The sequence below is a fragment of the Lentzea terrae genome (genome assembly GCF_003265345.1).
Classification (GTDB): domain Bacteria; phylum Actinomycetota; class Actinomycetes; order Mycobacteriales; family Pseudonocardiaceae; genus Lentzea; species Lentzea terrae.
Window position 1 is genome coordinate 519168 of sequence record NZ_QFWW01000020.1, and the last position, 21867, is coordinate 541034.

Genomic DNA, 21867 nt, shown 5'->3' on the forward strand with positions numbered 1-21867 from the left:
CTCCTTTCCGCCCACGGTCGCGATCTCGAAGCTGGTCAACTCCCTCAAGGGCGTCTCCTCCCGCCGGATGCGGCAGGAATTCCCCGAACTCGCCCGCTACTGCTGGCGGGCACAACGCCTGAGGTCGGGCTCCTACTTCGCCGGTTCGGTCGGCAGCGCCCCGGTCTCCGTACTGCGCCAGTACATCGAGCAGCAAACTCACCGGTCGAGAACACGCTCGGCCGTGACCGGCCTCCCGCGCGGGCCTTCACCACCGGGCTGAAGCCCGGCACACTGGCCCGCATTACCGGTAGCCTGCGAACGTTCGGCGTCAATATCGTGGAGCCATGGACATCGAGAAGGCGATCACGAGCCTGGACCTGGCCCGCAAGGTCCGGCTGCTGACCGGTTCCGCGCTCTTCGCCCTGCACCCGGAGCCGGAGATCGGGCTGGCACCGCTGAAGCTGTCCGACGGCCCGACCGGTGTCCGCGGCGCGGAGCTCAGGGGCGGGGTGATCGCCTGCGTGCTGCCCAACGCCACGTTGCTGGCCCAGCACTGGGACATCGAACTGGCTCGCGAGGTCGGCGAGGTGCTCGCGGACGAGGCGGCCTCGCAGCAGGTGCACGTCGTGCTCGGCCCGACGATCAACCTGCACCGCACGCCGCTCGGCGGCCGGTTGTTAGAGGCCTACAGCGAGGACCCGCTGCTGACCGGCGCGCTCGCCGCCGCGTACGTGCGGGGCCTGCAGGACAAGGGCATCGCGGCGACACCGAAGCACTACGTGGCCAACGAGTCCGAGACCGAGCGGCGCACGGCGAGCATGGTGCTCGACGAGAAGACGTTGCGCGAGGTGTACCTGCTGCCGTTCGAGATCGTCGTCGAGGACGCCGCGCCGTGGGCGATCATGGCGGCCTACAATCAGGTCAACGACATCCCGTCGACCGAGCACACCGAGTTGGTCGAGGGCGTGCTGAAGGGCGAGTGGGGGTTCGACGGCCTGGTCGTGTCCGACTGGTTCGCCACCTCGTCGACGGTGGAGAGCGCGAACGGCGGCCTCGACCTGGTGATGCCCGGTCCGGACGGGCCGTGGGCGGACAAGCTCGTCGCGGCCGTCGAGGCGGGCGAGGTCGCCGAGTCGACCATCGACGACCACCTGCGCCGCCTGCTGCTCCTCGCCTCACGGACCGGCGCGTTCGGCGGTGAGCGGTCGTGGCCTGCCGGCCTGCCCGCTCCGGACAGCACCACCAGGCGCGAGCAGCTGCGCCGGTTCGCCGCGGGTGGCATGACGGTGCTGACGAACAACGGCGTGCTGCCGCTCGACGACTCCCGCGTCGCGCTGATCGGCCGGCACGCGATCGACACCGTCGCCCAGGGCGGTGGCTCGGCCGGGTTGCGGCCGCCGCACGTCATCAGCATCGCTGACGGCCTGACCTCGCTGCTCGGCGCGCAGGTGTCCGTTGTGGACGGTGTGGAGGTCCGCATGCGGTACGCCGCTCCCGCCGCCGGTGTGCTGCGCGACATCCGTGCCACGACGTTCGACGAGTCCGGTGAGGTGCTGGCCTCGCGCGAGATGGAGATCGCCGAGCTCGCGGCGTACGGCGGCTGGGCGCAGGGTGCCGCGGCGATCGAGCTGTCCGGCGAGGTCGTGCTGGCTGAGCCGACGCGGCTGCTCGTCGGCGTGCGCGGGTTCGGCGACTGGACGCTGGAGGTCGCCGGCGAGCAGCACGCCACCCGCCTGGCGTGGGCGGACGGCGTGGTGGAGGAAGCACTGCTGAAGCCGCCGTTCTGGACCGCCGAGGTCCTGGTTTCGCCCGGTGACCGGATCACCGCCCGCGTGCGCGAGGCCGCCGCGCTCGTCGGCCTGATCACCCAACCGGTTCCCCGTGCTGCCACCGACGCGATCGACGCCGCCGTGCAGGCAGCGCGCGAGGCGGACGTGGCGGTCGTGGTCGTCGGCCTCACCGACGAGCAGGAGACCGAGGGTTTCGACAAGACCACGCTGGCGCTTCCCGGCGAGCAGGACGCACTGATCGAAGCGGTGGCGGCGGCCGCGCAACGGACCGTGGTCGTGGTGAACGCCGCGACCCCGGTGCTGATGCCGTGGCTCGACCAGGTCGACGCCGTGCTGTGGGCGGGCCTGCCGGGCCAGGAGGCGGGCGACGCCGTGGCGGCCGCGCTGCTCGGACACATCGAACCGGCCGGGCGGCTGGTCACCACGTTCCCGCGCTCCGACGCCGATGCGCTGACCCCGGTACCGGTGGACGGCGCGTTGTCCTACTCCGAAGGCACCGCGATCGGGTACCGCGGGGCGTCCGAGCCGTTGTTCTGGTTCGGCCACGGCCTCGGCTACACGACGTGGGAGTACGGGGAGGCAACCGCGTCCACTGTGGACGGTGTAGTCGCCTCGGTTTCAGTGACGCTCACGAACGTCGGCGAACGCTCAGGGCGCGAGGTCGTGCAGGTCTACCTCCGGCCGGAAGACGAACCCGTGCGCCTGATCGGTTTCGCGGTCGCGGATGTCGCGGCCGGCGAGACGGTGCAGGTCGAGGTGGAGTGCTCGGCGCGGGTGCAGCGGGTGTGGCAGGACGGCTGGCAACCGCTGGGCGGCGGGGAGATCCTGATCGCCCGCGGCCTGGGCGACGTCCAGGCGGTTGTGCAACTGCCGATCCGGGGAACAGCGAGGTAGATCAGCGTGCCCGCGCCAAGGGTGAATCTTGGCGCGGGTTCCGCGGTGTACGGTCGATTCGGGCCGTGCTCACGGTCCGTCGGTGACTGTCTCTGGGGGGATTGTTCCGTGCGCAAAACCGTTCTGTCGATCGTCAGCGCAGCCGCTGTCGCCATGTGCGGATCCGGAGTGGCCTCGGCCGGAGACGGCACCGTGCCCACCTTCTGCATCGGCCAGATAAAGGGCCATGAGGCGGAAATGACCTGCAAACCTCCCTCTGCGGAGATGCGCTGGATGGCGTTCGCCCGATGCCGGGCCACCTATCCGAGCGGCGGAAGCGCATCGTGGTGGAACCGCTCCGCCGAGACCAAGGGAGCTCGGTGGGTTCCCATCAAGCCCTGCGTCGACTCCGGTGCGACCAAGGTGTGGGTCGACCTGCTCGCCTGGGATGAGATCAAGTGATCCGCCAACGGCGCTCCGGGACGTCTGTTGCGGTACCGTCGACGTCGGGTGAAGTCATGTGACAGTGGTGGTTCCCGACTTCCACGGCAAACAGGCACTCGACGCGTGGCTGGTCGGCCACGACGCGGGTCTGCTCCTGCAGGGCCCTGATCCGGACAGTCCCCATCCCCTCCTGAACGGCGTCGTCGTGGCGCAGCGTCCTGCTGCGGGCACACGGGTCGAACGCTGGGACGTGGTGACCGTCTGGGTCGAGGGCGGTGGCGACGGCAGCGGAGTGCGCGAACCGCGTCACCCGCTGCCGATGCGCCTCACGGCGACGCGGTGGTGGACACCGGAGCAGTGAGCAGGCCGACGATCAGGTCGACCAGTTCCGCAGCCGAGTCCTGGTCGTCGCGGGCCGGGGCACGCTCGCGGTCGGCGAGCAGGGCGAACAGCACCGTGGGCAAGACGCGCAGCCGCCGGCGCCGGACCGCGGCAGGCAGCTGCCCCAACGCCCGGTCGAGGCGCACGATGATCAGCCGGACGGCGGTCCGCTCAGTGCGGTCGAGGTTCGTGTCCGCGGCCAGTGCGGGATGAGTGCGGACCTGTTCGAGGAACCGGGCGTAGTGCGTGGCGCCGTGCTCGTACGGAACGGTCAGCATCGGCACCACCAACGCCGAGACCAACGAGCGGACGTCCTGCGTCTCGCTCTCCGCGAGCAGCAGCAGGCGGTGCTGCTCCAGGTCGGCGATGCGGTACGACGCGACGGCGTCGATCAGCCCGTCCCTGGAGCCGAAGTGGTACTGGACGGCCGAGTTGTTGCGCTGGCCCGCAGCGGCAGCGATGTCGCGCAACGGCACGTCGACACCGCGCTCGGCGATCAACCGCTCGGCGGCGACGATGATCAGTTCCCTGGCGCTGGCCACGTCACCACGTTAACACGCGCTTCTTGACTTTTAAGCACGAGCGCTTAACAGTGGCCGAGTGGTGACGGACATGTTCGGGTTGCCAAACGCAGTAGCTGTGGTGACCGGCGCAGGACGGGGCATTGGCGCGGCATCGGCGGTAGCACTGGCCGAAGCGGGCGCGGACGTGGTGATCAGCGCACGCACCGCGGAGCAACTCGAAGAAGTCGCCGGCAAGATCGAGGCACTGGGACGCCAGGCCGAGGTCGTCCCGGCTGATCTGTCCGATGTGGACGCTGCGGCCGCACTGGCGCACCGGGCCGTCGAGCGGTTCGGGCGGCTGGACGTCGTGGTGAACAACGTGGGCGGCACGCTGCCGAACACGTTCCTGACGACGACACCGGACTTCCTGGAAGACGCCTTCCACTTCAACGTCACCACCGCGCACGCGCTCACGACCGCGGCGGTACCGCACATGCTCGAGAGCGGCGGCGGAAGTGTCGTCAACATCGCCTCGGTGATGGGCCGGCTCGCCGGTCGCGGGTTCCTGGCCTACGGCACGGCGAAAGCGGCGCTGACCCACTACACCCGCCTGGCGGCCGTGGACCTCGCGCCGCGGATCAGGGTGAACGCGATCGACGTCGGCTCGATCCACACCTCGGCCCTGGACGTGGTCGCCCGCGACGAGAAGATCAGGACCTCGATGGAGCAGGCGACGCCACTGCGCCGGCTGGGGCAACCCGACGAGGTCGCGGCCGCGGTGCTCTACCTGGCGTCCAGGGCGTCCGGTTACACCACGGGCTCGGTGCTGCGGGTCGACGGCGGCATCGGCGCGCCCAACCTCGACTTCAACCTGCCGGATCTGTAGAGGAGGCCCGGATGCGCGTCGTGCAGTGGAGCACCGGCAACGTCGGCAAGTGGGCGTTGCGCGGCATCATCGACCACCCCGCACTGGAGCTCACCGGTGTGTGGGTGTCGAATCCCGCCAAGAAGGGCCGTGACGCGGGAGAACTGGCCGGAACCGAACACGAAACCGGGATCCGCGCCACCACGGACGCCGACGAGCTGATCGCGTTGAAGCCCGACTGCGTGGTCTACACGGCGATGGCCGACAACAGGCTGAACGAGGCGATCGACGACATCACCCGGTTGCTGCGAGCAGGCATCAACGTGGTGGCCAGTGGCCCGGTCTTCCTGTCCTACCCGGAAGGCACCGTGCCGCCCGAGCTGATCGAGCCGATCCAGCAGGCCGCGATCGAGGGCGGAAGTTCGTTGTGGGTCAACGGAATCGACCCCGGCTGGGCCAACGACTGGCTGCCCCTGCTGCTGTCCGGCACCTGCCAGCGCATCGACCAGATCCGCTGCTCGGAGATCACCGACTACTCGACCTACGACAACCCGTTGGTGCTGTTCGACATCATGGGTTTCGGGACGCCGCTCGACCACACTCCCCTGCTGCTGCAACCCGGTGTGCTCACCCTCGCCTGGGGCAGCGTGGTCCGGCAGCTGGCCGCCGCACTGGACGTGCCACTCGACGAGGTCGTCGAACACCACGAGCGTTTCCCTGCGCCGGAACCGTTCACCGCAGCAGGCCGCACCATCGAAGAAGGCACCATGGCTGCACTGCGGTTCACCGTCAGCGGCATGGTCGCGAAACGACCCGTGCTCGTCCTCGAACACGTCACCAGGCTGCGGCCGGACCTCGCGCCGGATTGGCCACAACCGGCCGGCACCGGCTGCTACCGCGTCGAGGTCACCGGCGAACCCAACTACGTGCTCGATCTGCGACTGGTCGGCGGCGACGGCGACCACAACACGGCGGGCGTGGCGGCGACCGCCATGCGTCTGGTCAACGCCGTTCCCGCGGTCGTGGCCGCACCGCCCGGCCTGCTCACCGCGCTCGACCTGCCGTTGATCACCGGGCGGGGGCTGGTCCGCACGGGCTAGTGGCGTCGCCCAGAACGACGGCCGGGTAATTCACGCTCAGCAGGGCGCCTCGAATTCGCCTGGCAACGTTCTGGGCCACGCCACTACGCTCGTGATCATGACCGTTGCCGAGGACCTGGCGCCGACTGGCGTGCTACGAGCGTCGATCAACCTGGGAAACCCCGTGCTGGCACACGGCACGCCCGACCACCCGTCCGGTGTCACGGTGGACATCGCGCGGGAGGTCGCCGCCCGCCTCGGCCTGCCCGTGGAGTTCGTGTGCTTCGACGCCGCGCGCAAGTCGTTCGAGGCGATGCAGGACGGGCGAGCCGACCTCTGCTTCCTCGCCATCGAACCCGCACGCGAGGCGGAGGTCGCGTTCACCGAGCCGTACGTGGTGATCGAGGGCGTGTTCGCGGTGCCGGTGGACTCGGCGATCACGACGGTCGCCGACGTCGACCGGCCCGGTGTGCGGATCGGCGTGAAGCAGGGTTCCGCGTACGACCTGTACCTGACCCGCACCCTGCAGCACGCGGTCATCGTGCGCGGCGACGAGGGCGTCGAGGTCTTCCGCGAGCAGGAACTCGACGTCGCGGCGGGCATCCGCGAGCCGATGACCGCGTTCGTGGCGGCGAACGCGGACGTGCGGCTGCTCGACGAGCGGTTCATGGAGATCCGGCAGGCGGTCGGCACCACGAAGTCCCGCAGGCCCGAGACCGTGCGGTTCCTCAACGACGTCGTCACTGAGCTGAAGGAGTCCGGGTTCGTCGCCCGCTCGTTGGGACGTGGTGGAACAGCAGGTTCAGCACGAACGCCGTGAGCGCCGCGCTGGTGATGGCGCTGCCCGCGATCACCTGTGCCCACGCGGGGAACGAGTGGTAGATCTTCGGCGCCACGACCGGCAGCAGGCCGACGCCGATCGTCACCGCCACGATCAGCAGGTTCCCGGTGTGCTCGAAGTCGACCCTGCGCAGGATCCCGATGCCCAGCGCCGCCACGGTCGCGAACATGACCAGTCCCGCCGCACCGACCACGGGACCGGGCAGCGCCGCGACGATCTCGCCGAGCTTCGGGATCAGGCCCAGGACCACCAGGATCCCGCCGGCCACCGCGCAGACGTATCGGCTGCGCACCTTGGTGATCCCGACCAGCCCGACGTTCTGCCCGAACACGGTGTCCATGAACCCGTTCATCGCCCCGCCGAGCACTCCGGACACCCCCTCGGCGGCCAGCCCGCGCGCCAGGTCGCGTGACGTGACCGGACGGCCCGTCATCTCGCCGACCGCGAGCATGGAGGCGGTCGACTCGGTGAAGGTCACCAGCATGACTACGCACATGGAGATCACGGCCGCGATCGGGAACTGCGGCGCGCCGAAGTGGAACGGCTGGGCGATCCCGAGCCACGCGGCGCCGCCCACGTTCGAGAAGTCGGTCATGCCGAGGAAGAACGCCGCGATCGTGCCGCCGACCAGTCCGACCAGGACGCCCAGCTGTCCCAGCAACCCGCGCGCGAACCGCCCGACGAGCACGATGACCAGCACGATTCCGAAGGCCAGCGCCAGTTTTGCCGGCGCGGCGTAGTCGGGAGCGGACTCCTGGCCGGTGATCAGCCCGGCGCCGACCCCGATCAACGACAGCCCGATCACGGTGATCACCGACCCGGTCACCACGGGCGGGAAGAACCGCACCGCCCGCGCGAACGGCACCGCGACCAGGATCCCGAACACGCCGGCCGCGAGCATCGACCCGTAGACGGCCTGCACGCCGTACTGCCCGGCGATCAGGATCATCGGCGTCACGGCGGTGAACGTCGCCCCGGCCACGACCGGCAGCCGGATTCCCAGGACGGTGCCGATCCCGAGCGCCTGCAGCAACGTGATCAGGCCCGCCACCAACAGGTCGGCGTTGACCAGCAGTCCGATGGTGTGGGTGTCGAGTCCCGCGGCGGCACCGAAGACGAGCGGCACCGTGACGCAGCCGGTGTACATGGCGAGGACGTGCTGCAAACCGAGCAATCCCAGGCGCGCAGGTGGCAGCACCTCGTCGACCGGATGCTTCAGGGCGGTCTCCATGTGCTCTTCGTAGCCCCTCCGCGTTGCGGCCGCGTCACGCGGACGAGAAGTCGCCCGCTCAGCGGTACGTTCAGGTGCATGACCGAGCCGGTGACGCCGGTGACGCCGCGTCCTGTGCGGTTCGCGGCCGTTGGCCAGTGGTGGCGTGACGTCACGTTCCTGCACTGGGCCGTGCCGCCTGCCTCGGTGGCGGGGTTCCTGCCCGCGGGCACGCGGCCGGACGTGCTCGACGGCGTCACGTACATCGGGCTCGTGCCGTTCCGGATGCACCCGATCGGCGGGCGGGTCGGGCCGCGGCTGCCGTACGTGGGCACGTTCTGCGAGACCAACGTCCGGCTCTACTCGGTGAACGCCGCGGGCAGGCGCGGGGTGGTGTTCCTGTCGCTCGACGCGAGCAGGCTGGTTCCGGTGCTCGGCGCACAGATCAGCGCGCGGCTGCCGTACAAGTGGTCATCGATGCGACTGGAACGCTCCGGCGACGTCCTCACCTACACGTGCCGGCGCATCTGGCCGGAACCTCGTGGCGCGTCCAGCCGCGTGGTCGTCCGGACCGGAAAACCCGTGAAAGCCGGTGACCTGGAGCGATTCCTGACCGCGCGGTGGGGTCTGCACGTGGCCTGGCACGGCCGCACGATCTATTTGCCCAATGACCATCCGGAGTGGCCGCTGCACCAGGCCGAGCTGCTCGAGCTGGACGACGAACTGGTCGCCGCGGCGGGTCTCGAAGCGCCGGCGGGGCCGCCGGTCAGCGTGCTGCACTCGCCTGGAGTGCCGGTTCGCTTCGGCGTTCCGGTCTCGTAGAAAGGGTGGTGGCCCGGCGCAGTCTGGGGGACCCGACCGGGCCACCGGCAAAGGTGGCCGACGTGCGCGGTGACTTTCACACGTCGGCCGGGTTCTTGGGGGAACCGGACCCGGCAACTGCGCCGACCCCCTGCCCCGGGTTGCGGGCCCGGCGGCGCAGGTACCGAATCTGACTACAACGATGCCAGGCGGCGCGCACAGATTTCGCCCAGGCGCCGCACAGAGCCGCCGAAGTGCGCGAGGATGAATCGGCCCAAACGTTGAGGAGAGATGCGCCTGTGGAGTACCTGTTGCTCGGCTCGCTGGGGGTCAGGCGAACGGGCACACCGCTGGAGCTGGGCGGACCCCGGCAACGAGCGGTGCTCACGATGCTGTTGCTGCACGCCAACCAGACGGTCAGCGTCGCACAGCTCACGGAGGCCGTCTGGGACTCGCCGCCCGTGTCGCCGGAGTCGAACCTGCGCACGTACGTGGCCGGCCTGCGGAAGGTCCTCGGCGACCGGCTGATCACCCGGCCTGGGCAGGGCTACCAGCTCGTCGTCGAACCGGGCGAGCTCGACCTCGACGCGTTCGACTCACTCGTGCGGCAGGGCGAGGAGGCGCTGGACGAGGCCGACGTCGAGGCCGCGGCCGGGTTCTTCGCCGAGGCGCTGGCCAAGTGGCGCGGCACCCCGACCGCGGAGCTGAGCGCGGGCCCGTTGCTGCGCGCGGAGTTCACGCGGCTGCAGGAACGCCGGCTGACCGCGGTCGAGCGGTATGCCAAGGCAGCGCTGGAACTGGGCCGCTTCGACGACGTGATCGACCGGCTGCGGCGGGAGACGGCGCAGCACCCGTTGCGCGAAGAGCTGTGGGCACAGCTGATGCTGGCGCAGGACCGCTCCGGCCGGCGCGGCGAGGCGCTGGAGGCCTATGCGGCCGTGCGCAAGCACATGGTCGAGCAGGTCGGGGTCGAGCCGGGCGCGCGGCTGCGCCAGTTGCAGCAGGTGATCCTCGAGAGCCGGGCACCGTCGCCGGCCGTCTTGAACGCGCATCGGCAGCTGCCGATGGACATCGCCGAGTTCACCGGGCGTGAGGCGGAGCTGCGCAAGTTGTGCGAGCCGGGGCCGCAGACCACGGTCGTGATCTCCGCGATCGAGGGCATGGCCGGCGTTGGCAAGACGAAGCTGGCGGTGCGGGCGGCGCATCAGCTCGTGCAGCGGTATCCGGACGTGCAGCTGTGGGCTGACCTGCACGGGTTCGACGCGGACGAGCTGCCCGCTGATCCGTCCGCTGTGCTGGAGAGCTTCCTGCGGCTGCTCGGCGTGCCGGGCGGGCAGATCCCGGAGTCGCTGGAGGCACGGGCGGCGCTGTACCGCGACCGACTGGCGGGCAAGCGCGCGTTGGTGCTGCTGGACAACGCCGCGGGCGAGGACCAGGTGCGGCCGTTGCTGCCGGGCAGCGCGTCGTGCCTCGTGCTGATCACCAGCCGTCGCACGCTGTTGCGGCTGGACGGCGTCAAATCGCTGTTCCTGGACGTCTTCACGCCGGGCGAGGCGATCGCGCTGCTCTCCCGCGTCGCCGGCGCCGACCGGATCGACGCCGACCATGAGGCCGCTTTGCGGGTTGCGGAGCTGTGCGGGCACCTGCCGATCGCGGTCGCACTGGCCGCCAAACGACTCGCCCGTCGTCCACAGTGGACCGTGCGCGACCTGATGGCGCAGCTGGAACGAGGGGGTGGTCTCGGCGCGCGAGGCGTGTTCGACCTCTCCTACCAGGCGTTGCCGGAGAACCAGCGCCGATTATTTCGACTCCTGGGACTGCACCCCGGCGAGGACGTCACCGCCGAGTCCGCGGCCGCCCTCGCCGGGCTGACCGCGTACGAGACCGAAGACCTGCTGGAGACGTTGCTCGACGAGCACCTGCTGCAGCAGCACACGCCCGGACGTTACGGGATGCACGACCTGTTGCGCGCCTACGCCGTCGAGCAGGTCATGGCGGCAGAACCGCCTCCCGCGCGCGATCTGGCGCGACGGCGCGTGCTGGGCTGGTACGTGCACACGTCGTGGCACGCCGAGCTGCAGCTCAACCCGGTGCGCAAGCTGGAGATCGGCACCGCGGACCCGGCCGTGCACCCGCGCACGTTCGCCGACCGCGACGCCGCGTTGCTGTGGTGCGACACGGAACGCGCCAACCTGGTGGCGGCGGTGCGCGACGCGGCCGAGCACGGCCTGGTGGAGCAGTGCTGGAACCTGGCTCAATGCCTGTGGGACTTCTTCAACCTGCGCAAGCACTGGGCCGACTGGATCGACACGCACAGCGTCGCGCTGGCCGCCGCCCGGTCCGTCGGCGACCGCAGTGCCGAGGGCCGGATGCTGATCACGCTCGGCATCGCGCTGCGCGAGGTCCGCCGGCACGACGAGGCGGTCGAGTGCTACCAGCAGGCGCTGGCGATCTTCCGCGCGACCGGGGACAAGTCGCGGCAGGAACCGACGTTGAACAACCTCGGCATCGCGTACATGGTGCAAGGGCGGATCGACGAGGCCCTGTCGTGCTACGAGCAGTCCGCCGAGATCGCGCGTGAGCTGGGCAACCTGCACAGCGAAGCCGTGACGCTGAACAACATCGGGCTGCTGCACGCCGACGCCGGCCGGTTCGCGCAGGCCCTGGACCGCTACCTGCGCTCGCTGGAGATCCGGCAGGAGATCAAGGACCCGTACAGCGAGGCCATCCTGCTCAACAACATCGGCGAGGTGTACCGGGGGCTGCTCGACTTCGCCGCGGCCGTGTCGTACATCGATCGCGCGCTGGAGACGTTCCGCACGATCGGTGACCTCTACGGGCAGGCCGAGTCGCTGGACAACCTGGGGCTGGCGCTGGACGGTCTCGGCGACCGGCGGGGTGCGGAGAAGTGCTGGCTGGAGTCGGTGACGTTGTTCGAAGAGTTGGGTGAGCCGAGGGCCGACGAGGTGCGCGCCAGGCTGTAGCCCGCTGTAGCGCGCGGTAGTCCGTGCGATCAAGCAAAGCGCGATCCGTGCCGTACCGCGCTTTGCCAGCGTGGTCGGCATGCAGGATCGCGTGCAGGGAGAACTCGCGCCGTACGCCCTCGTGCGGCTGGCGGCCCTGCCGCACCCGGACGACGCTGTGGCCGCGGCGCCGTTCCGGCGGGCCGTGGAGGCGTTGGCGAACAACGAGAGCGAGCTGCTCGCGGTGACGAGCCCGCTGTGCGACCTGCTGCATGACAGCGCGGGCGCCCACTCCGTCGAGTTGCGCCACGACGTCCACAACCGGCGCATGCCCCGGCCTGCCTTGCGCGTCGCTGCCTCGGCGCTGGGGATTCCGTTGCTGGACAGCTGGTTCGAGTTGATGGACGCGCGGGCCGCGTTGCTCGTCGAGGTCGAGCGGCTGCAGCCGGACGCCCTGGCCGCCGAACGCGAGGTGCTCGCGTCGGTGCGTGCGTCGGAGCCGTTGCGCAGAGCGGCTGTCCTCAGTGGACGCGAGGGGCAGACGCGCAACGCCGAGCCGACCGTGCTGCGGCACGCCCTGCGCGCGACCTCGAAGACCAGTCCCCTGTCCTCCGTCGGCTGGGGCACCTGGTCTCCCGACGCCCCCGCACCTGACTGGGGCACACCGGTCTCCGTGACGCGGGTGAACCAGTTGCTGCTGACCCGGCTGATCGCCGCGTTGGTCGCCGACCGCACGCGGCTCTTCGACCACCCGCACCGGCTGGCGCCCGGCGTGCACGAGGACGACGGCCGGCTGCGGTTCCTCCGCGACGTCCCTCCTTCCGGTCCGCGGGCTTCTGCGGGTGCCGAGGAGAACGTGGAGCTGGCGTCCAGCCCACCGTTGAAGTTCCTCGTCGGCCTGACCGCCGCCAACCCCAAGGGGATCAACCCCGCCGAGCTCGCCAGCGCGCTCGCCACCCGCCTGCCCGACGGCGAGTCCGACCGCGCCCAGCACCACGTCGCACTGCTGCTCGACATCAAGCTGCTGGTCCCGGTGCGGCCGGTCGACCCGCAGGACCCGGCGGCGTGCTTGTCCTTGGCCTCGTGGTTGCGGGACACCGGCCGGGCCTCGCTCGCTGACCGGCTGCTGTCGATCCACCGCTCGACCGTCGCTTTCGGTTCGCTCGAGTCTGCGGCGCGTCCGGCCGCGTTGGCTGGTTTGGCCGCGGAATGGGAGTCACTGGGCGCGGCCGTCGGTGCGGATCTGTCCGGCGTCGTGCCGCTGAGCGAGGACGTCGTGCTGCCCCAACCGGTTCGTCTCGGCCGCGCGTACGGCTACGACGGCGCCCGGACTCTGGCCGCGCTGACTCCGTTGCTGATGCTGTTCGACCGGCACCTCGCGATCCGCCGGTACATCCGCGACCAGTTCGTCGTCGAGTTCGGCCGCGGTGGTTCCGCCCGTCTTGCCGAGTGCGCGCCGTTGCTGCTCGAAGCGCTGGCCTCCGCACCGACCGGCGGCCTCGGTGCGAGCCGCGCCCAGGTGGCCGACCTGGTGCAGGACGGCGTGATCACCGACGAGGCCGTCGAGGCCGCCGCCGACCTGTTGCCTTCGTGGATGAAGACCCGGCCGGTCTCGTACGGCTTCTTCGCCCAGCCTTCGCCGGAAGGCCTGGTGGTGAACCACGTCCACGACGGCTTCGGCCGCTTCCCCAGCCGGTTCCTCGACCTGCTGCCACCGGAGGCCTACGCCTCCGTCCGGGCCACTTTGGACGGTGTCTTCCCGCGCGGTTTCGCCGAGTACCGCCCGGTGCAGGGCTTCAACCCGAACCTGCACCCGCTGCTGAGCCGCGTGGAGATCGGTGAGGACCCGCGCTGGGCCGACCTCACCCCGGACGCCTTCGAGCTGTTCCACGACCAGGAACGCGACGAGCTGCGCCTGCGCCGCTCCGGTGCGCCTGTCGACGTCCTGTACCTCGGTCACCTCGCGGCGTTCTCCCTGCCCGGCCGAGTCGCCGCCCTGCACGCCGACCTGACCTGCGGCGCGGTCGACCTGTCGGCGTTGCGCCCGGTCTCGGAGTCCGGCGACGTGCTCTTCCTCGACCGCCTGCGCCACCGCGACGTGCTGCTGGCCCGCCGCTCCTGGGAGTTCTCCTCGGATGCGCTCGACCTGGCCGACATCGGGTCCGTGACGCAGTTCCGCGCTCGTTTCGGCCTGCCCGCTCAACTGTTCTGCGGCACGGAGTCGCAGTACGTCGACCTGTCCAACGCGCTGCACCTGCACACGCTGCCTCGCCTACTGGCCCGCTGCTCGCGCGTCCAACTGACCGAGGCCCTGCCCGTCCCGTCCGGCCAGGTTCTGGAGATCTTCGCGGAGACCTACCGGAGACCCGAATGATCCTGGCACTCAGAGCACGCCGACGACGTTGCCGATCGCGATCGCGCCGATCACCAGCGCCAGCAGGGACAGCAGCGCACCGATCGCGGCCATCGGCTTGCCCCGGCGGTGGCCGAGGAGCCCGACAGCCGCGATGACGATGCCCGGCAACCCGAACGCCCATGCCACGTAGGCACGCACGCCGGTCAGGTCGATCGGAAGGAACGTGGCGACGACCCCGAGCACTCCGAGGATCAGCGCGAGCAGGCCCAGCAACGGCCCCTTCGGCGGAGCCTGCGGTCCGTAGGACATGCCCGCGACCCTAATCCAACCGATCTTCAGATCTCCACTGAATCCAACAGCGAGTCGACCGTGGGCTCGATTGCGGCCGCCGCCCGCGCGTCCCGGAACCGGCGCTCAATGCCCAGGTCCCGGCGAAACGCCGCGTCACCGCACACCTTCATCGCCAGGTCCGTCACCGCGACCGCGGCCTCGGTAGCGGTCACCGCGAGCAACCGCACCCGGTCCGCAGACCGCTCCGGATGCCACGTCACCGCGGACAGCGTGTCGTTGTAGAGCACCCGCACCGAGTCGGTCCGCAGCCGCATTCGGGCCAGGTCGGCCCGTGCGCGCGGATCACCACCGCCGAGATGCCCCAAAGCCGCGGCCAGCGCGCCCTCCATCAGCCCCAGCGACACGGCGGCGCCGAGCACCAGGAACCACGGGAACGCCAGCTCTTCCGACCACAGCTGGTTGGACGCGGGCACTCGCACCGGATCGGCCTCCACGCACGTGGCGACGGTGCCGCGCAAGCCCATCCCGGCGTGGTCGGCCGGCACGAGCAGGCCCGGCGCCTCGGCCGGCACCAGCAGCAACGCCGCACCGCACGACCAGACGTAGCTGTCCGCCTCCCCGGCCGCGATCACCCAGCTCTTGCGCGCCCGCACCTGCACCACGTCGCCGTGCGTCGACACCTCGCCGCCCGCGCCGAACGCCGCCAACGTCGACAGGTGCCGGCCGGCCGCGATCTCCGCGCGCAACCAGTGCGGGCCGGAGCGGTCCAGGACAGCGGCCGCCGAGTAGTGCGAGCGCAGGACGGAAGCCGTTGCGCCGCAGACCCGAGCGATCTGCTCGACCACCCGCCCGGCCGACCGCAGGTCCTGTCCTCCCCCGCCGACCGTGCGGGAGATCGTCATGCCCAGCAGGCCGCGCGCGCCCAACGCGTTCAGAGCAGCGCGCGGGAATCTGGCGTGTTGATCGACGTCGGCGGCGGACGGTGCCACCACGTTCTGCACGATGCGGAGCAAGTCCGCCCGGTACGTCACGTTGGCGGGTACAGCGAGTAGGACGGGAAGTTGCCGTACGGGCGTTCATCGGGCGGACCCTCCGTGACGGCGTGCACGAGCAGCGAGCCGCCCACGAACGCACCGCGCCACGAAGCCCCGCGTCCGCCGAACACCTCGTCCCGGTCACCACGGGAACGCGGCTTGTTGATCCCGACCTTGAACGCCTGGACGTCTTCCGCGAGCCTCTTGGCCGTCGCCTCGTCGTCGCAGGCGAGCGTTGCCACCAGAGCGCCGTTGGAGGCGTTCATCGCGGCGAGCAGCTCGGCCTCGGTGTCGACCAGGACGATCGTGTCGACCGGCCCGAACGGCTCCGCGTGGTGCAGCACGGACGACCGCGGCGGGTCCAGGATCGCGACCGGCGCCAAATACGCAGCCGTCTGCTGACCCGGCAGGAACCGGCCGGAGTCCAGCGAACCCCGGTACAGCGGCACCCCGCCCGCCCGGATCGCCTCGTCCACGACGTCGCCGAGCTCCTTGGCCTTGGCGTCGTTGATCAACGGCCCGAAGTCCAAAGTGGGCAGCTCGTCATCGGGTGCGGAGACGGCGAGCGGGTGCCCGAAGGTGACCTCGCGGACCGCGGGCAGGTACACGGACAGGAACTTGTCGAACAACGACCGCTGCACGACGTACCGCGGATAGGCGGTGCAGCGCTGCTTGCCGTAGTCGAACGCCTTGCGGATCTGCGTGCCGAGCACGTCCCAGGAGTCGGTTTCCCAGATGCCCCAGCAGTTCAGGCCCTCCTGCTCCAGCACGTGTCGCCGGTTGGAGTCGACCAGCCGCGCCGCGATGGCGCTGCCGACGTCCCGTCCGCCCACAAAGGACACACAACCGAGGAACGACGACCCGACCAGCACCGGCGCCAGTTCGGCACCACTGCCCGACACCAGCGTCAACGGCAACCCGGACCGCACGGCCAACGCCGTGGCCAGCGTCAGGCAGCTCACGCCACCGTCGGTCGGCGCCTTGGCGATGACCGCGTTGCCCGCCAACGCCTGCACGAGCATCGCGTGCATCAGCACGCTCATCGGGTAGTTCCACGAGGCGATGTTGCTGACCGGCCCGGACAACGGCGACCGGCCCGCCAGCATCCCGTCGATCTCCTCGACGTACCAGCGGACGCCCTCGATGCAGCGGTCGACGTCGGCCGTCGCGAGCCGCCACGGTTTGCCGATCTCCCACACCAGCAGCAACGACAGCAGGTCGCGGTGCTCGGTCAGCGCGTCCAACGCCTCCGACACCCGCGCTTTGCGTTCCGCCAGCGGCACGTTGCGCCACTCGATGTGCTGGTCGACGGCCGCGACCACCGCGCGGCCCGCGACGTCGAAGTCGAGGAACGGCGGGCCCGCGATGGTGGAGCCGTCGACCGGAGTGGTGGCGGGCATCGGTTCGCCGGCGCGGCTCCACCCGCCGCCGAAGTGGTTGAGCAGCCGATCGTCGTGGAACGCTTCGGGTGCGATCCGAACGCACTGCGAATAGACCTCGTCCCACGAGGTGCCGGGCTTGAGGATCAACGACATCGGAGCGCCCTCCCTGATGCCTAACGGAGAATCAGCGGTTTTGCACGTGCTGCCAGCCGAACCGGCCCTTGATGCACAGGTTTCCGTGCGTGACCGTGCTGTCGTGCGGAGACGTCACCTTCACGATCTCGTTGTCCTGCACGTGCAGGGTGAGGTTGCACCCGACACCGCAGAACGTGCACACGGTCGTGGTCTCGGTCTGCTTGGACTCGTCCCAGGTGCCGTCCTCGCGCTTGTCGTGCTCGCGCTTGAAGCTCAGCGCACCGGTCGGGCAGACCTCGATGCAGTTGCCGCAGTAGACGCAAGCGCTGTCGGGCAACGGCGTGGCGAACTCGGTGGAGATCCGCGCGTCGAACCCGCGGCCCGCCACCGAGATGGCGAAGCTGTTCTGCCACTGGTCGCCGCACGCGTCGACGCACTTGTAGCACATGATGCACTTGCCGTAGTCGCGGACGTACAGCGGATTGTCCACTGTGGTCGGTTGCAGCTTCGTTTCGGCGTCGGGGCCGAACCGGGATGGGTCGGCGCCGCACGCCGACATCCACTCGTCCACGTGCGGCGTGGTGGACAGGTCCGTGGCGGACCCCAGCAGCTCCAGCACCAGCTTGCGGCTGTGGTTCGTGCGTTCGGAATCAGTGCGCACGACCATGCCCGGCTCCACCTTGCGCGAGCAGGACGGCACCAGCGTGCGTGATCCCTCGACCTCGACCATGCAGACGCGGCAGGCGTTGGCGGGCTTCAAAGTGTCGCCGTAGCAGAGCGTCGGGATCGACTTGCCCACCGCGGTGCAGGCGTCCAGGATCGTCGCACCCTCCGGCACCCGCACGCTTTCGCCGTCCAACGTGAGCTCGACCAACCGCTTCGGCAGCCCGATTTCGACGATCGTCACGACGTCGCCTCCTCTGCGTAACCGAGCCGGTCGAGGGCAGATTCGATGGCGTTCCAAGCTGTTTGGCCGAGACCGCAGATCGACGAGTCGCGCATGACCTGTCCGACTTCGCGCAGCAGCTGGAGATCGGCCGCGCTCGTGCTCAGCGGACGCTTGCCGACGAGCCGGTGCAGTGCTTCTTCCTGCCGCACGGTCCCGATCCGGCACGGCACGCACTGCCCGCACGACTCGTCGCGGAAGAACGCGGCGATGCGCAACAGGAAGCTGCCCAGGTCAGCGGTGTCGTCCAGCACCAGCACGACCCCGGAGCCGAGCGTGGTGCCGGCGGCGCGGGCGTCCTCCAGGGTGAGCGGCAGGTCGAGCTCGTCCGGGCGAACGAACCCGCCTGCCGCCCCGCCGAGCAGTACCGCTCGCAGCTCCCGGCCTGGCGGCACGCCACCCGCCAGATCGAGGAGTTCCCCGAGCGTGGTGCCGAACGGCACCTCGTACACGCCCGGACGACTCACGTTTCCCGACAGGCAGAAGAGCTTCGGCCCCGTGGAGCCGGCAGTGCCGATGCGCGTGTACGCCTCGCACCCCTCCGTGAGGATCACCGGCACGTTGACCAGCGTCTCCACGTTGTTGACCACGGTCGGCTTGCCGAACAGCCCCGACTCCACCGGGAACGGCGGCTTGGACCGCGGTTCGCCGCGGAAGCCCTCGATCGAGTTGAAGATCGCCGTTTCCTCGCCGCAGATGTACGCGCCGGCGCCGCGGCGGATCTCGATGTCGAACGAGAAACCCTCGTGGCCCATGATGTTCTCGCCGAGGAAGTTCCGCTCGCGCGCCTTGGAGATCGCGTTGCGCAGCAGGTGCAACGCCCGCGGGTACTCGCCGCGCAGGTAGAGGTAGCCGCGCGAGCACCCGGCCGCGAACCCGGCGATCGTCATCGACTCGATCACCGCGAACGGGTCGCCCTCCATCAGCAGGCGGTCCTTGAACGTGCCGGGCTCGCTCTCGTCCGCGTTGCACACCAGGTAGTGCGGCCGCACCGGTTGGCGGGCGGTCGCGTCCCACTTGCGCCCCGTCGGGAACGCCGCGCCGCCGCGGCCCATCAGCTTGGCGTCGGAGATCTCCCGGATCACCCCGGACGGTCCCAGCAGGAGTGCCGTCCGCAGCGCCGAGTAACCGCCCGTCGCCCGGTAGTCGTCCAGGCTTTCGGGATCCACCACCCCGACCCGCTTGAGCAGCCGCAGGCCGGGAGCACCGGCCTGCGGCACCTCCGCGCGCTCACCGTCCACATGGGAGGGACCAGCGGCCGCCACCGCGATCACCTCACCGGCGTGGGTCGGCGCCAGGAGCTGCTCCTTCGCCACCTCCCCCGCCTCGAACGCGAGCGCGGCCGGAGCCTTCTCGCACACCCCGAGACAGGGGCTGCGCAGCCAGCCGCTCTTCGCCCCCGCCGGGCCGAGCTCGTCGGTCAGCCGGTCGCACAACGCCTTCGCACCGTTGACCTGACAGGCCAGGTCGACGCAGACGTGCACGACCTTCGCCGGCCGTTCGGTGAACGAGAACAACGAGTAGAAGCTCGCCACGCCGTACGCCTCGGCCGGCGGGACGTGCAGGACGCGGCAGATGTGGTTCAGCGCGCCCTGGCTGATCCAGCCGACCCGGTCGTTGACCGCGTGCAGCGCGGGCAGCAACTGGTCCCGCCCCATTCCGTTGAACAGGTCGACGACAACGCGCTCGGCCTCGGTGGGCTCGACGTCGAGGAGTTTCAGGTCCACTCAGCCCACCTTCCCGGACACAGCAGGCACCGGAAGCTTGTCGATGCGGATCGCCGCGGCCTTGTACTCCGCTGTGCCCGCGATCGGACACGTCGCCTCGATCGTGATGATGTTGACGTCGATCTCGTCCGGGAAGTGGAACGTCATGAACACCAGACCGGGCGTGAGGCCGTCGTCGATCCGCACCGGCGCCTGGATCTGCCCGCGCCTGGACGTGATCTGGACTTCCTCGCCGTCTTTGACGTTGAGCCGTTCAGCGTCCTGCGGCGACAGGTCGAGCGTCTCCCCCTTGCGCAGCGGCGACTCGAAGCCGTGCGACTGCACGCCGGTGTTGTAGGAGTCGAGCCGGCGCCCGGTGGTGAGCCGGAACGGGAACTCCTCGGTCAGCTCGTCGACCGGCGGACTGTGCCGCACCGGCGAGAACGTGGCCGGCAGCCCGCGTTTGGCCGGATCCTCCTCCCACAACCGGGCGTGCAGGAAGCTGGGTTCCAGCGAGTCCTCGCTCGGGCACGGCCACTGGATGCCGCCGAGTGCTTCGAGCCGTTGGTAGCTCATGCCGGTGTGCAACGGTGACAGGCTGCGCAGCTCGTCCCAGGCCTTCTCCCCGGTCATGTGCTGCCACGGCGCGCCGAGCCGTTGGGCGATCTGGCTCATGATCTCGATGTCGTCGCGCGCACCCTCCGGCGGGTTGAGCGCCTTCCGCACCCGCTGCACCCGGCGCTCGCTGTTCGTGAACGTGCCGTCGGTCTCGCACCACGCGGCCGCGGCGGGCAGCACGACGTGCGCCATCTTCGCGGTCTTGGTGAGGAAGATGTCCTGCACGACGATGTGGTCCAGATTGGACAGTCGCTTGATCGTGTGCTCGCAGTCGGCCTCGGACTGCACGGGGTTCTCACCGATGATGTAGACGGTGGTCATGTCACCGCGTTCCATCGCCTCGAGCATCTGCGTGAGGTTCCAGCCTTTCTTGGGCTGGATGTTCGACCCCCACGCGGCGTTGAACTTGGCCGTGACGTTCGGATCGGTGATGTCCTGGAAGCCCGGCATCCGGTCCGGGATGGCCCCCATGTCGCCACCGCCCTGGACGTTGTTCTGCCCCCTGAGCGGATTCAGCCCGGCCCCGTACCGCCCGACCTGCCCGGTGAGCAGCGCCAGGTTGATCAGGCTCAGCACGTTGTCCGTGCCGTTGTGGTGCTCGGTGATGCCGAGCGTCCAGCTGAGCTGCCCCCGATCGGCCTTGGCGTAGGCGTGCGCGAGCTCGCGAATGAGCTCCGCCGGCACACCCGTTTCGAGTTCCGCCACCGGCAGCGTCCACGGCTCGACGGCCTTGACGAACTCCTCGAAGCCCTCGGTGGCCCGCTCGATGAAACTCCGGTTCGTCAGGTTGGACGCGATGATCTCGCGCGCGATGGCGTGGGCCAGCGGGATGTCCGTGCCGACGTTGAGCCGCAACCACTTGTGCGCCCACTTACCCGTGCTCGTCAGCCGCGGATCGACCACGTACAGCTTCGCGCCCTTGTTGACCGCCTTCAGCACGTGCTGAAAGAAGATCGGGTGCGCCTCACGCGCGTTGGACCCCCACAGAACGATGAGGTCGGCGTCCTCGATCTCCTGGTAGGAGGAGGTACCGCCACCACTGCCGAAGACCTTCGCCAGCCCGGCCACACTCGGCGCGTGACACGTGCGGTTGCACGAGTCGACGTTGTTCGTGCCGATGACCGCGCGCGTGAACTTCTGCGCCATGTAGTTCATCTCGTTGGTGGCCCTGGCACAGGAGAACATCCCGAACGCGTCGGGCCCGTTCTTGGCGACGTTCCTGCGGAACCCCTCAGCCGCGCGGGCAAGGGCTTCGTCCCAGGTGGCAGGGCGCAGGATGCCTGCGTCGCGCACCAGCGGCTGGGTGAGCCGCACGTAGGGCTCGGTCTTCTTCCGCCTGCTCATCACGACACCTCCTAGCGTCCATACTGTATGCAATCTTCGGTATGCGCTAGCCCCTGTTGAGGTTTCTTCACGTAGGCACACCGTGCGGGTGGACGCCGTGCGGGTGGACGCCGTGCGGGTGGACGCCGTGCGGGTGGACGCCGTGCGGGTCGGGTTGCGTGGGCTGGTGGCGGTCCCAGCGGGGTTGGTCGCGTGCCCTGCGTCTGGTCGCCTTGCGTTGGTGGTTGCGTGTGTCTTGACGGGCTTTGGTTGCGTCATCGCCGCTTCGCGACGATCGCGATTGGGGCTTGACTTCGGGGCCCTTTCGAGGCGCTGCGTCGGGC

At 69.9% G+C, this 21867-nt stretch carries 17 protein-coding genes and 1 pseudogene; 10 read left to right on the forward strand and 8 right to left on the reverse strand.

The window, feature by feature from the left end; genetic code table 11:
* Window positions 1–4: 4 nt before the first annotated feature.
* The 4 genes and pseudogenes from DI276_RS24345 to DI276_RS24355 all read left to right on the forward strand — a co-directional run.
* Window positions 5–262: pseudogene (locus DI276_RS24345) on the forward strand (IS200/IS605 family transposase); the annotation flags it as partial.
* A 64-nt stretch (window positions 263–326) separates the two neighbouring features.
* The gene (locus tag DI276_RS24350; protein WP_112267129.1) at window positions 327–2666 is read left to right on the forward strand and encodes a glycoside hydrolase family 3 protein; all 2340 of its coding nucleotides are present in this window, start codon (window positions 327–329) and stop codon (window positions 2664–2666) included.
* 108 nt (window positions 2667–2774) lie between these two features.
* Window positions 2775–3107: a hypothetical protein gene (locus tag DI276_RS50175; protein WP_157984906.1), complete on the forward strand. Its 333-nt coding sequence runs from the start codon at window positions 2775–2777 to the stop codon at window positions 3105–3107.
* A 58-nt stretch (window positions 3108–3165) separates the two neighbouring features.
* Entirely contained in the window at window positions 3166–3450 is a 285-nt protein-coding gene (locus DI276_RS24355; RefSeq protein WP_112267131.1) for a PASTA domain-containing protein, read from the forward strand.
* Here the strand turns inward: DI276_RS24355 and DI276_RS24360 are convergent.
* Window positions 3416–4012 carry a TetR/AcrR family transcriptional regulator gene (locus DI276_RS24360; protein ID WP_112267133.1) on the reverse strand — a complete coding sequence of 199 codons (597 nt, stop codon included), beginning with the start codon at window positions 4010–4012 and terminating at the stop codon, window positions 3416–3418. The two genes, DI276_RS24355 and DI276_RS24360, sit on opposite strands and share 35 nt — an antisense overlap.
* A 58-nt stretch (window positions 4013–4070) precedes the next feature.
* Between DI276_RS24360 and DI276_RS24365 the strand changes: the two genes are divergently transcribed.
* The 3 genes from DI276_RS24365 to DI276_RS24375 all read left to right on the forward strand — a co-directional run bounded on the left by DI276_RS24365 (window position 4071) and on the right by DI276_RS24375 (window position 6737).
* Window positions 4071–4859 carry an SDR family oxidoreductase gene (locus tag DI276_RS24365; RefSeq protein WP_112267135.1) on the forward strand — a complete coding sequence of 263 codons (789 nt, stop codon included), beginning with the start codon at window positions 4071–4073 and terminating at the stop codon, window positions 4857–4859.
* 11 nt (window positions 4860–4870) lie between these two features.
* Window positions 4871–5938, forward strand: coding sequence for an NAD(P)H-dependent amine dehydrogenase family protein (locus DI276_RS24370; RefSeq protein WP_112267137.1), 1068 nt, complete (start codon window positions 4871–4873; stop codon window positions 5936–5938).
* Window positions 5939–6035: 97 nt separating this feature from the next.
* Window positions 6036–6737, forward strand: coding sequence for a transporter substrate-binding domain-containing protein (locus tag DI276_RS24375; RefSeq protein ID WP_112267693.1), 702 nt, complete (start codon window positions 6036–6038; stop codon window positions 6735–6737).
* On the opposite strand, the gene DI276_RS24380 is transcribed toward DI276_RS24375, so the two are convergent.
* The gene (locus DI276_RS24380; protein ID WP_112267139.1) at window positions 6658–7989 is read right to left on the reverse strand and encodes a nucleobase:cation symporter-2 family protein; all 1332 of its coding nucleotides are present in this window, start codon (window positions 7987–7989) and stop codon (window positions 6658–6660) included. The genes DI276_RS24375 and DI276_RS24380 overlap by 80 nt on opposite strands.
* A 78-nt stretch (window positions 7990–8067) precedes the next feature.
* Between DI276_RS24380 and DI276_RS24385 the strand changes: the two genes are divergently transcribed.
* The 3 genes from DI276_RS24385 to DI276_RS24395 all read left to right on the forward strand — a co-directional run bounded on the left by DI276_RS24385 (window position 8068) and on the right by DI276_RS24395 (window position 14106).
* The gene (locus DI276_RS24385; protein WP_112267141.1) at window positions 8068–8790 is read left to right on the forward strand and encodes a YqjF family protein; all 723 of its coding nucleotides are present in this window, start codon (window positions 8068–8070) and stop codon (window positions 8788–8790) included.
* 278 nt (window positions 8791–9068) lie between these two features.
* Entirely contained in the window at window positions 9069–11753 is a 2685-nt protein-coding gene (locus DI276_RS24390; RefSeq protein WP_112267143.1) for an AfsR/SARP family transcriptional regulator, read from the forward strand.
* Between the two features lie 79 nt (window positions 11754–11832).
* Window positions 11833–14106: a hypothetical protein gene (locus DI276_RS24395; RefSeq protein WP_157984907.1), complete on the forward strand. Its 2274-nt coding sequence runs from the start codon at window positions 11833–11835 to the stop codon at window positions 14104–14106.
* Window positions 14107–14115: 9 nt separating this feature from the next.
* Here DI276_RS24395 and DI276_RS24400 read toward each other — a convergent pair whose 3' ends face one another.
* The 6 genes from DI276_RS24400 to DI276_RS24425 are packed head-to-tail and all read right to left on the reverse strand — an operon-like array spanning window position 14116 to window position 21544.
* A complete protein-coding gene (locus DI276_RS24400; RefSeq protein ID WP_112267147.1) occupies window positions 14116–14397 on the reverse strand; it encodes a hypothetical protein in 282 nt (93 codons plus the stop codon).
* 26 nt (window positions 14398–14423) lie between these two features.
* Window positions 14424–15410, reverse strand: coding sequence for an acyl-CoA dehydrogenase family protein (locus DI276_RS24405; protein ID WP_112267149.1), 987 nt, complete (start codon window positions 15408–15410; stop codon window positions 14424–14426).
* Window positions 15407–16948, reverse strand: a complete 1542-nt coding sequence (locus DI276_RS24410; RefSeq protein ID WP_112267151.1) for an aldehyde dehydrogenase family protein — start codon at window positions 16946–16948, stop codon at window positions 15407–15409. Before DI276_RS24410 ends, DI276_RS24405 begins: the two co-directional genes overlap by 4 nt.
* 31 nt (window positions 16949–16979) lie before the next feature.
* Window positions 16980–17837 (reverse strand): 2Fe-2S iron-sulfur cluster-binding protein, encoded by an 858-nt coding sequence (locus DI276_RS24415; RefSeq protein WP_112267153.1) that lies wholly within the window; start codon window positions 17835–17837, stop codon window positions 16980–16982.
* Window positions 17834–19603, reverse strand: coding sequence for an NAD(P)H-dependent oxidoreductase subunit E (locus tag DI276_RS24420; protein WP_112267155.1), 1770 nt, complete (start codon window positions 19601–19603; stop codon window positions 17834–17836). The genes DI276_RS24415 and DI276_RS24420 overlap by 4 nt, the downstream gene beginning before the upstream one ends.
* Window positions 19604–21544: a molybdopterin oxidoreductase family protein gene (locus DI276_RS24425; RefSeq protein ID WP_112267157.1), complete on the reverse strand. Its 1941-nt coding sequence runs from the start codon at window positions 21542–21544 to the stop codon at window positions 19604–19606. It lies immediately after the preceding gene.
* Window positions 21545–21867 lie beyond the last annotated feature (323 nt).

What these genes read in the sequence shown, in the direction of transcription:
- DI276_RS24380 (WP_112267139.1), bottom strand. Translation starts at nt 7,989, where the DNA reads ATGGAGACCGCCCTGAAGCATCCGGTCGACGAGGTGCTGCCACCTGCG.
- DI276_RS24350 (WP_112267129.1), top strand. Translation starts at nt 327, where the DNA reads ATGGACATCGAGAAGGCGATCACGAGCCTGGACCTGGCCCGCAAGGTC.
- DI276_RS24425 (WP_112267157.1), bottom strand. Translation starts at nt 21,544, where the DNA reads ATGAGCAGGCGGAAGAAGACCGAGCCCTACGTGCGGCTCACCCAGCCG.
- DI276_RS24375 (WP_112267693.1), top strand. Translation starts at nt 6,036, where the DNA reads ATGACCGTTGCCGAGGACCTGGCGCCGACTGGCGTGCTACGAGCGTCG.
- DI276_RS24400 (WP_112267147.1), bottom strand. Translation starts at nt 14,397, where the DNA reads ATGTCCTACGGACCGCAGGCTCCGCCGAAGGGGCCGTTGCTGGGCCTG.
- DI276_RS24385 (WP_112267141.1), top strand. Translation starts at nt 8,068, where the DNA reads ATGACCGAGCCGGTGACGCCGGTGACGCCGCGTCCTGTGCGGTTCGCG.
- DI276_RS24395 (WP_157984907.1), top strand. Translation starts at nt 11,833, where the DNA reads ATGCAGGATCGCGTGCAGGGAGAACTCGCGCCGTACGCCCTCGTGCGG.
- DI276_RS24370 (WP_112267137.1), top strand. Translation starts at nt 4,871, where the DNA reads ATGCGCGTCGTGCAGTGGAGCACCGGCAACGTCGGCAAGTGGGCGTTG.
- DI276_RS24410 (WP_112267151.1), bottom strand. Translation starts at nt 16,948, where the DNA reads ATGTCGTTGATCCTCAAGCCCGGCACCTCGTGGGACGAGGTCTATTCG.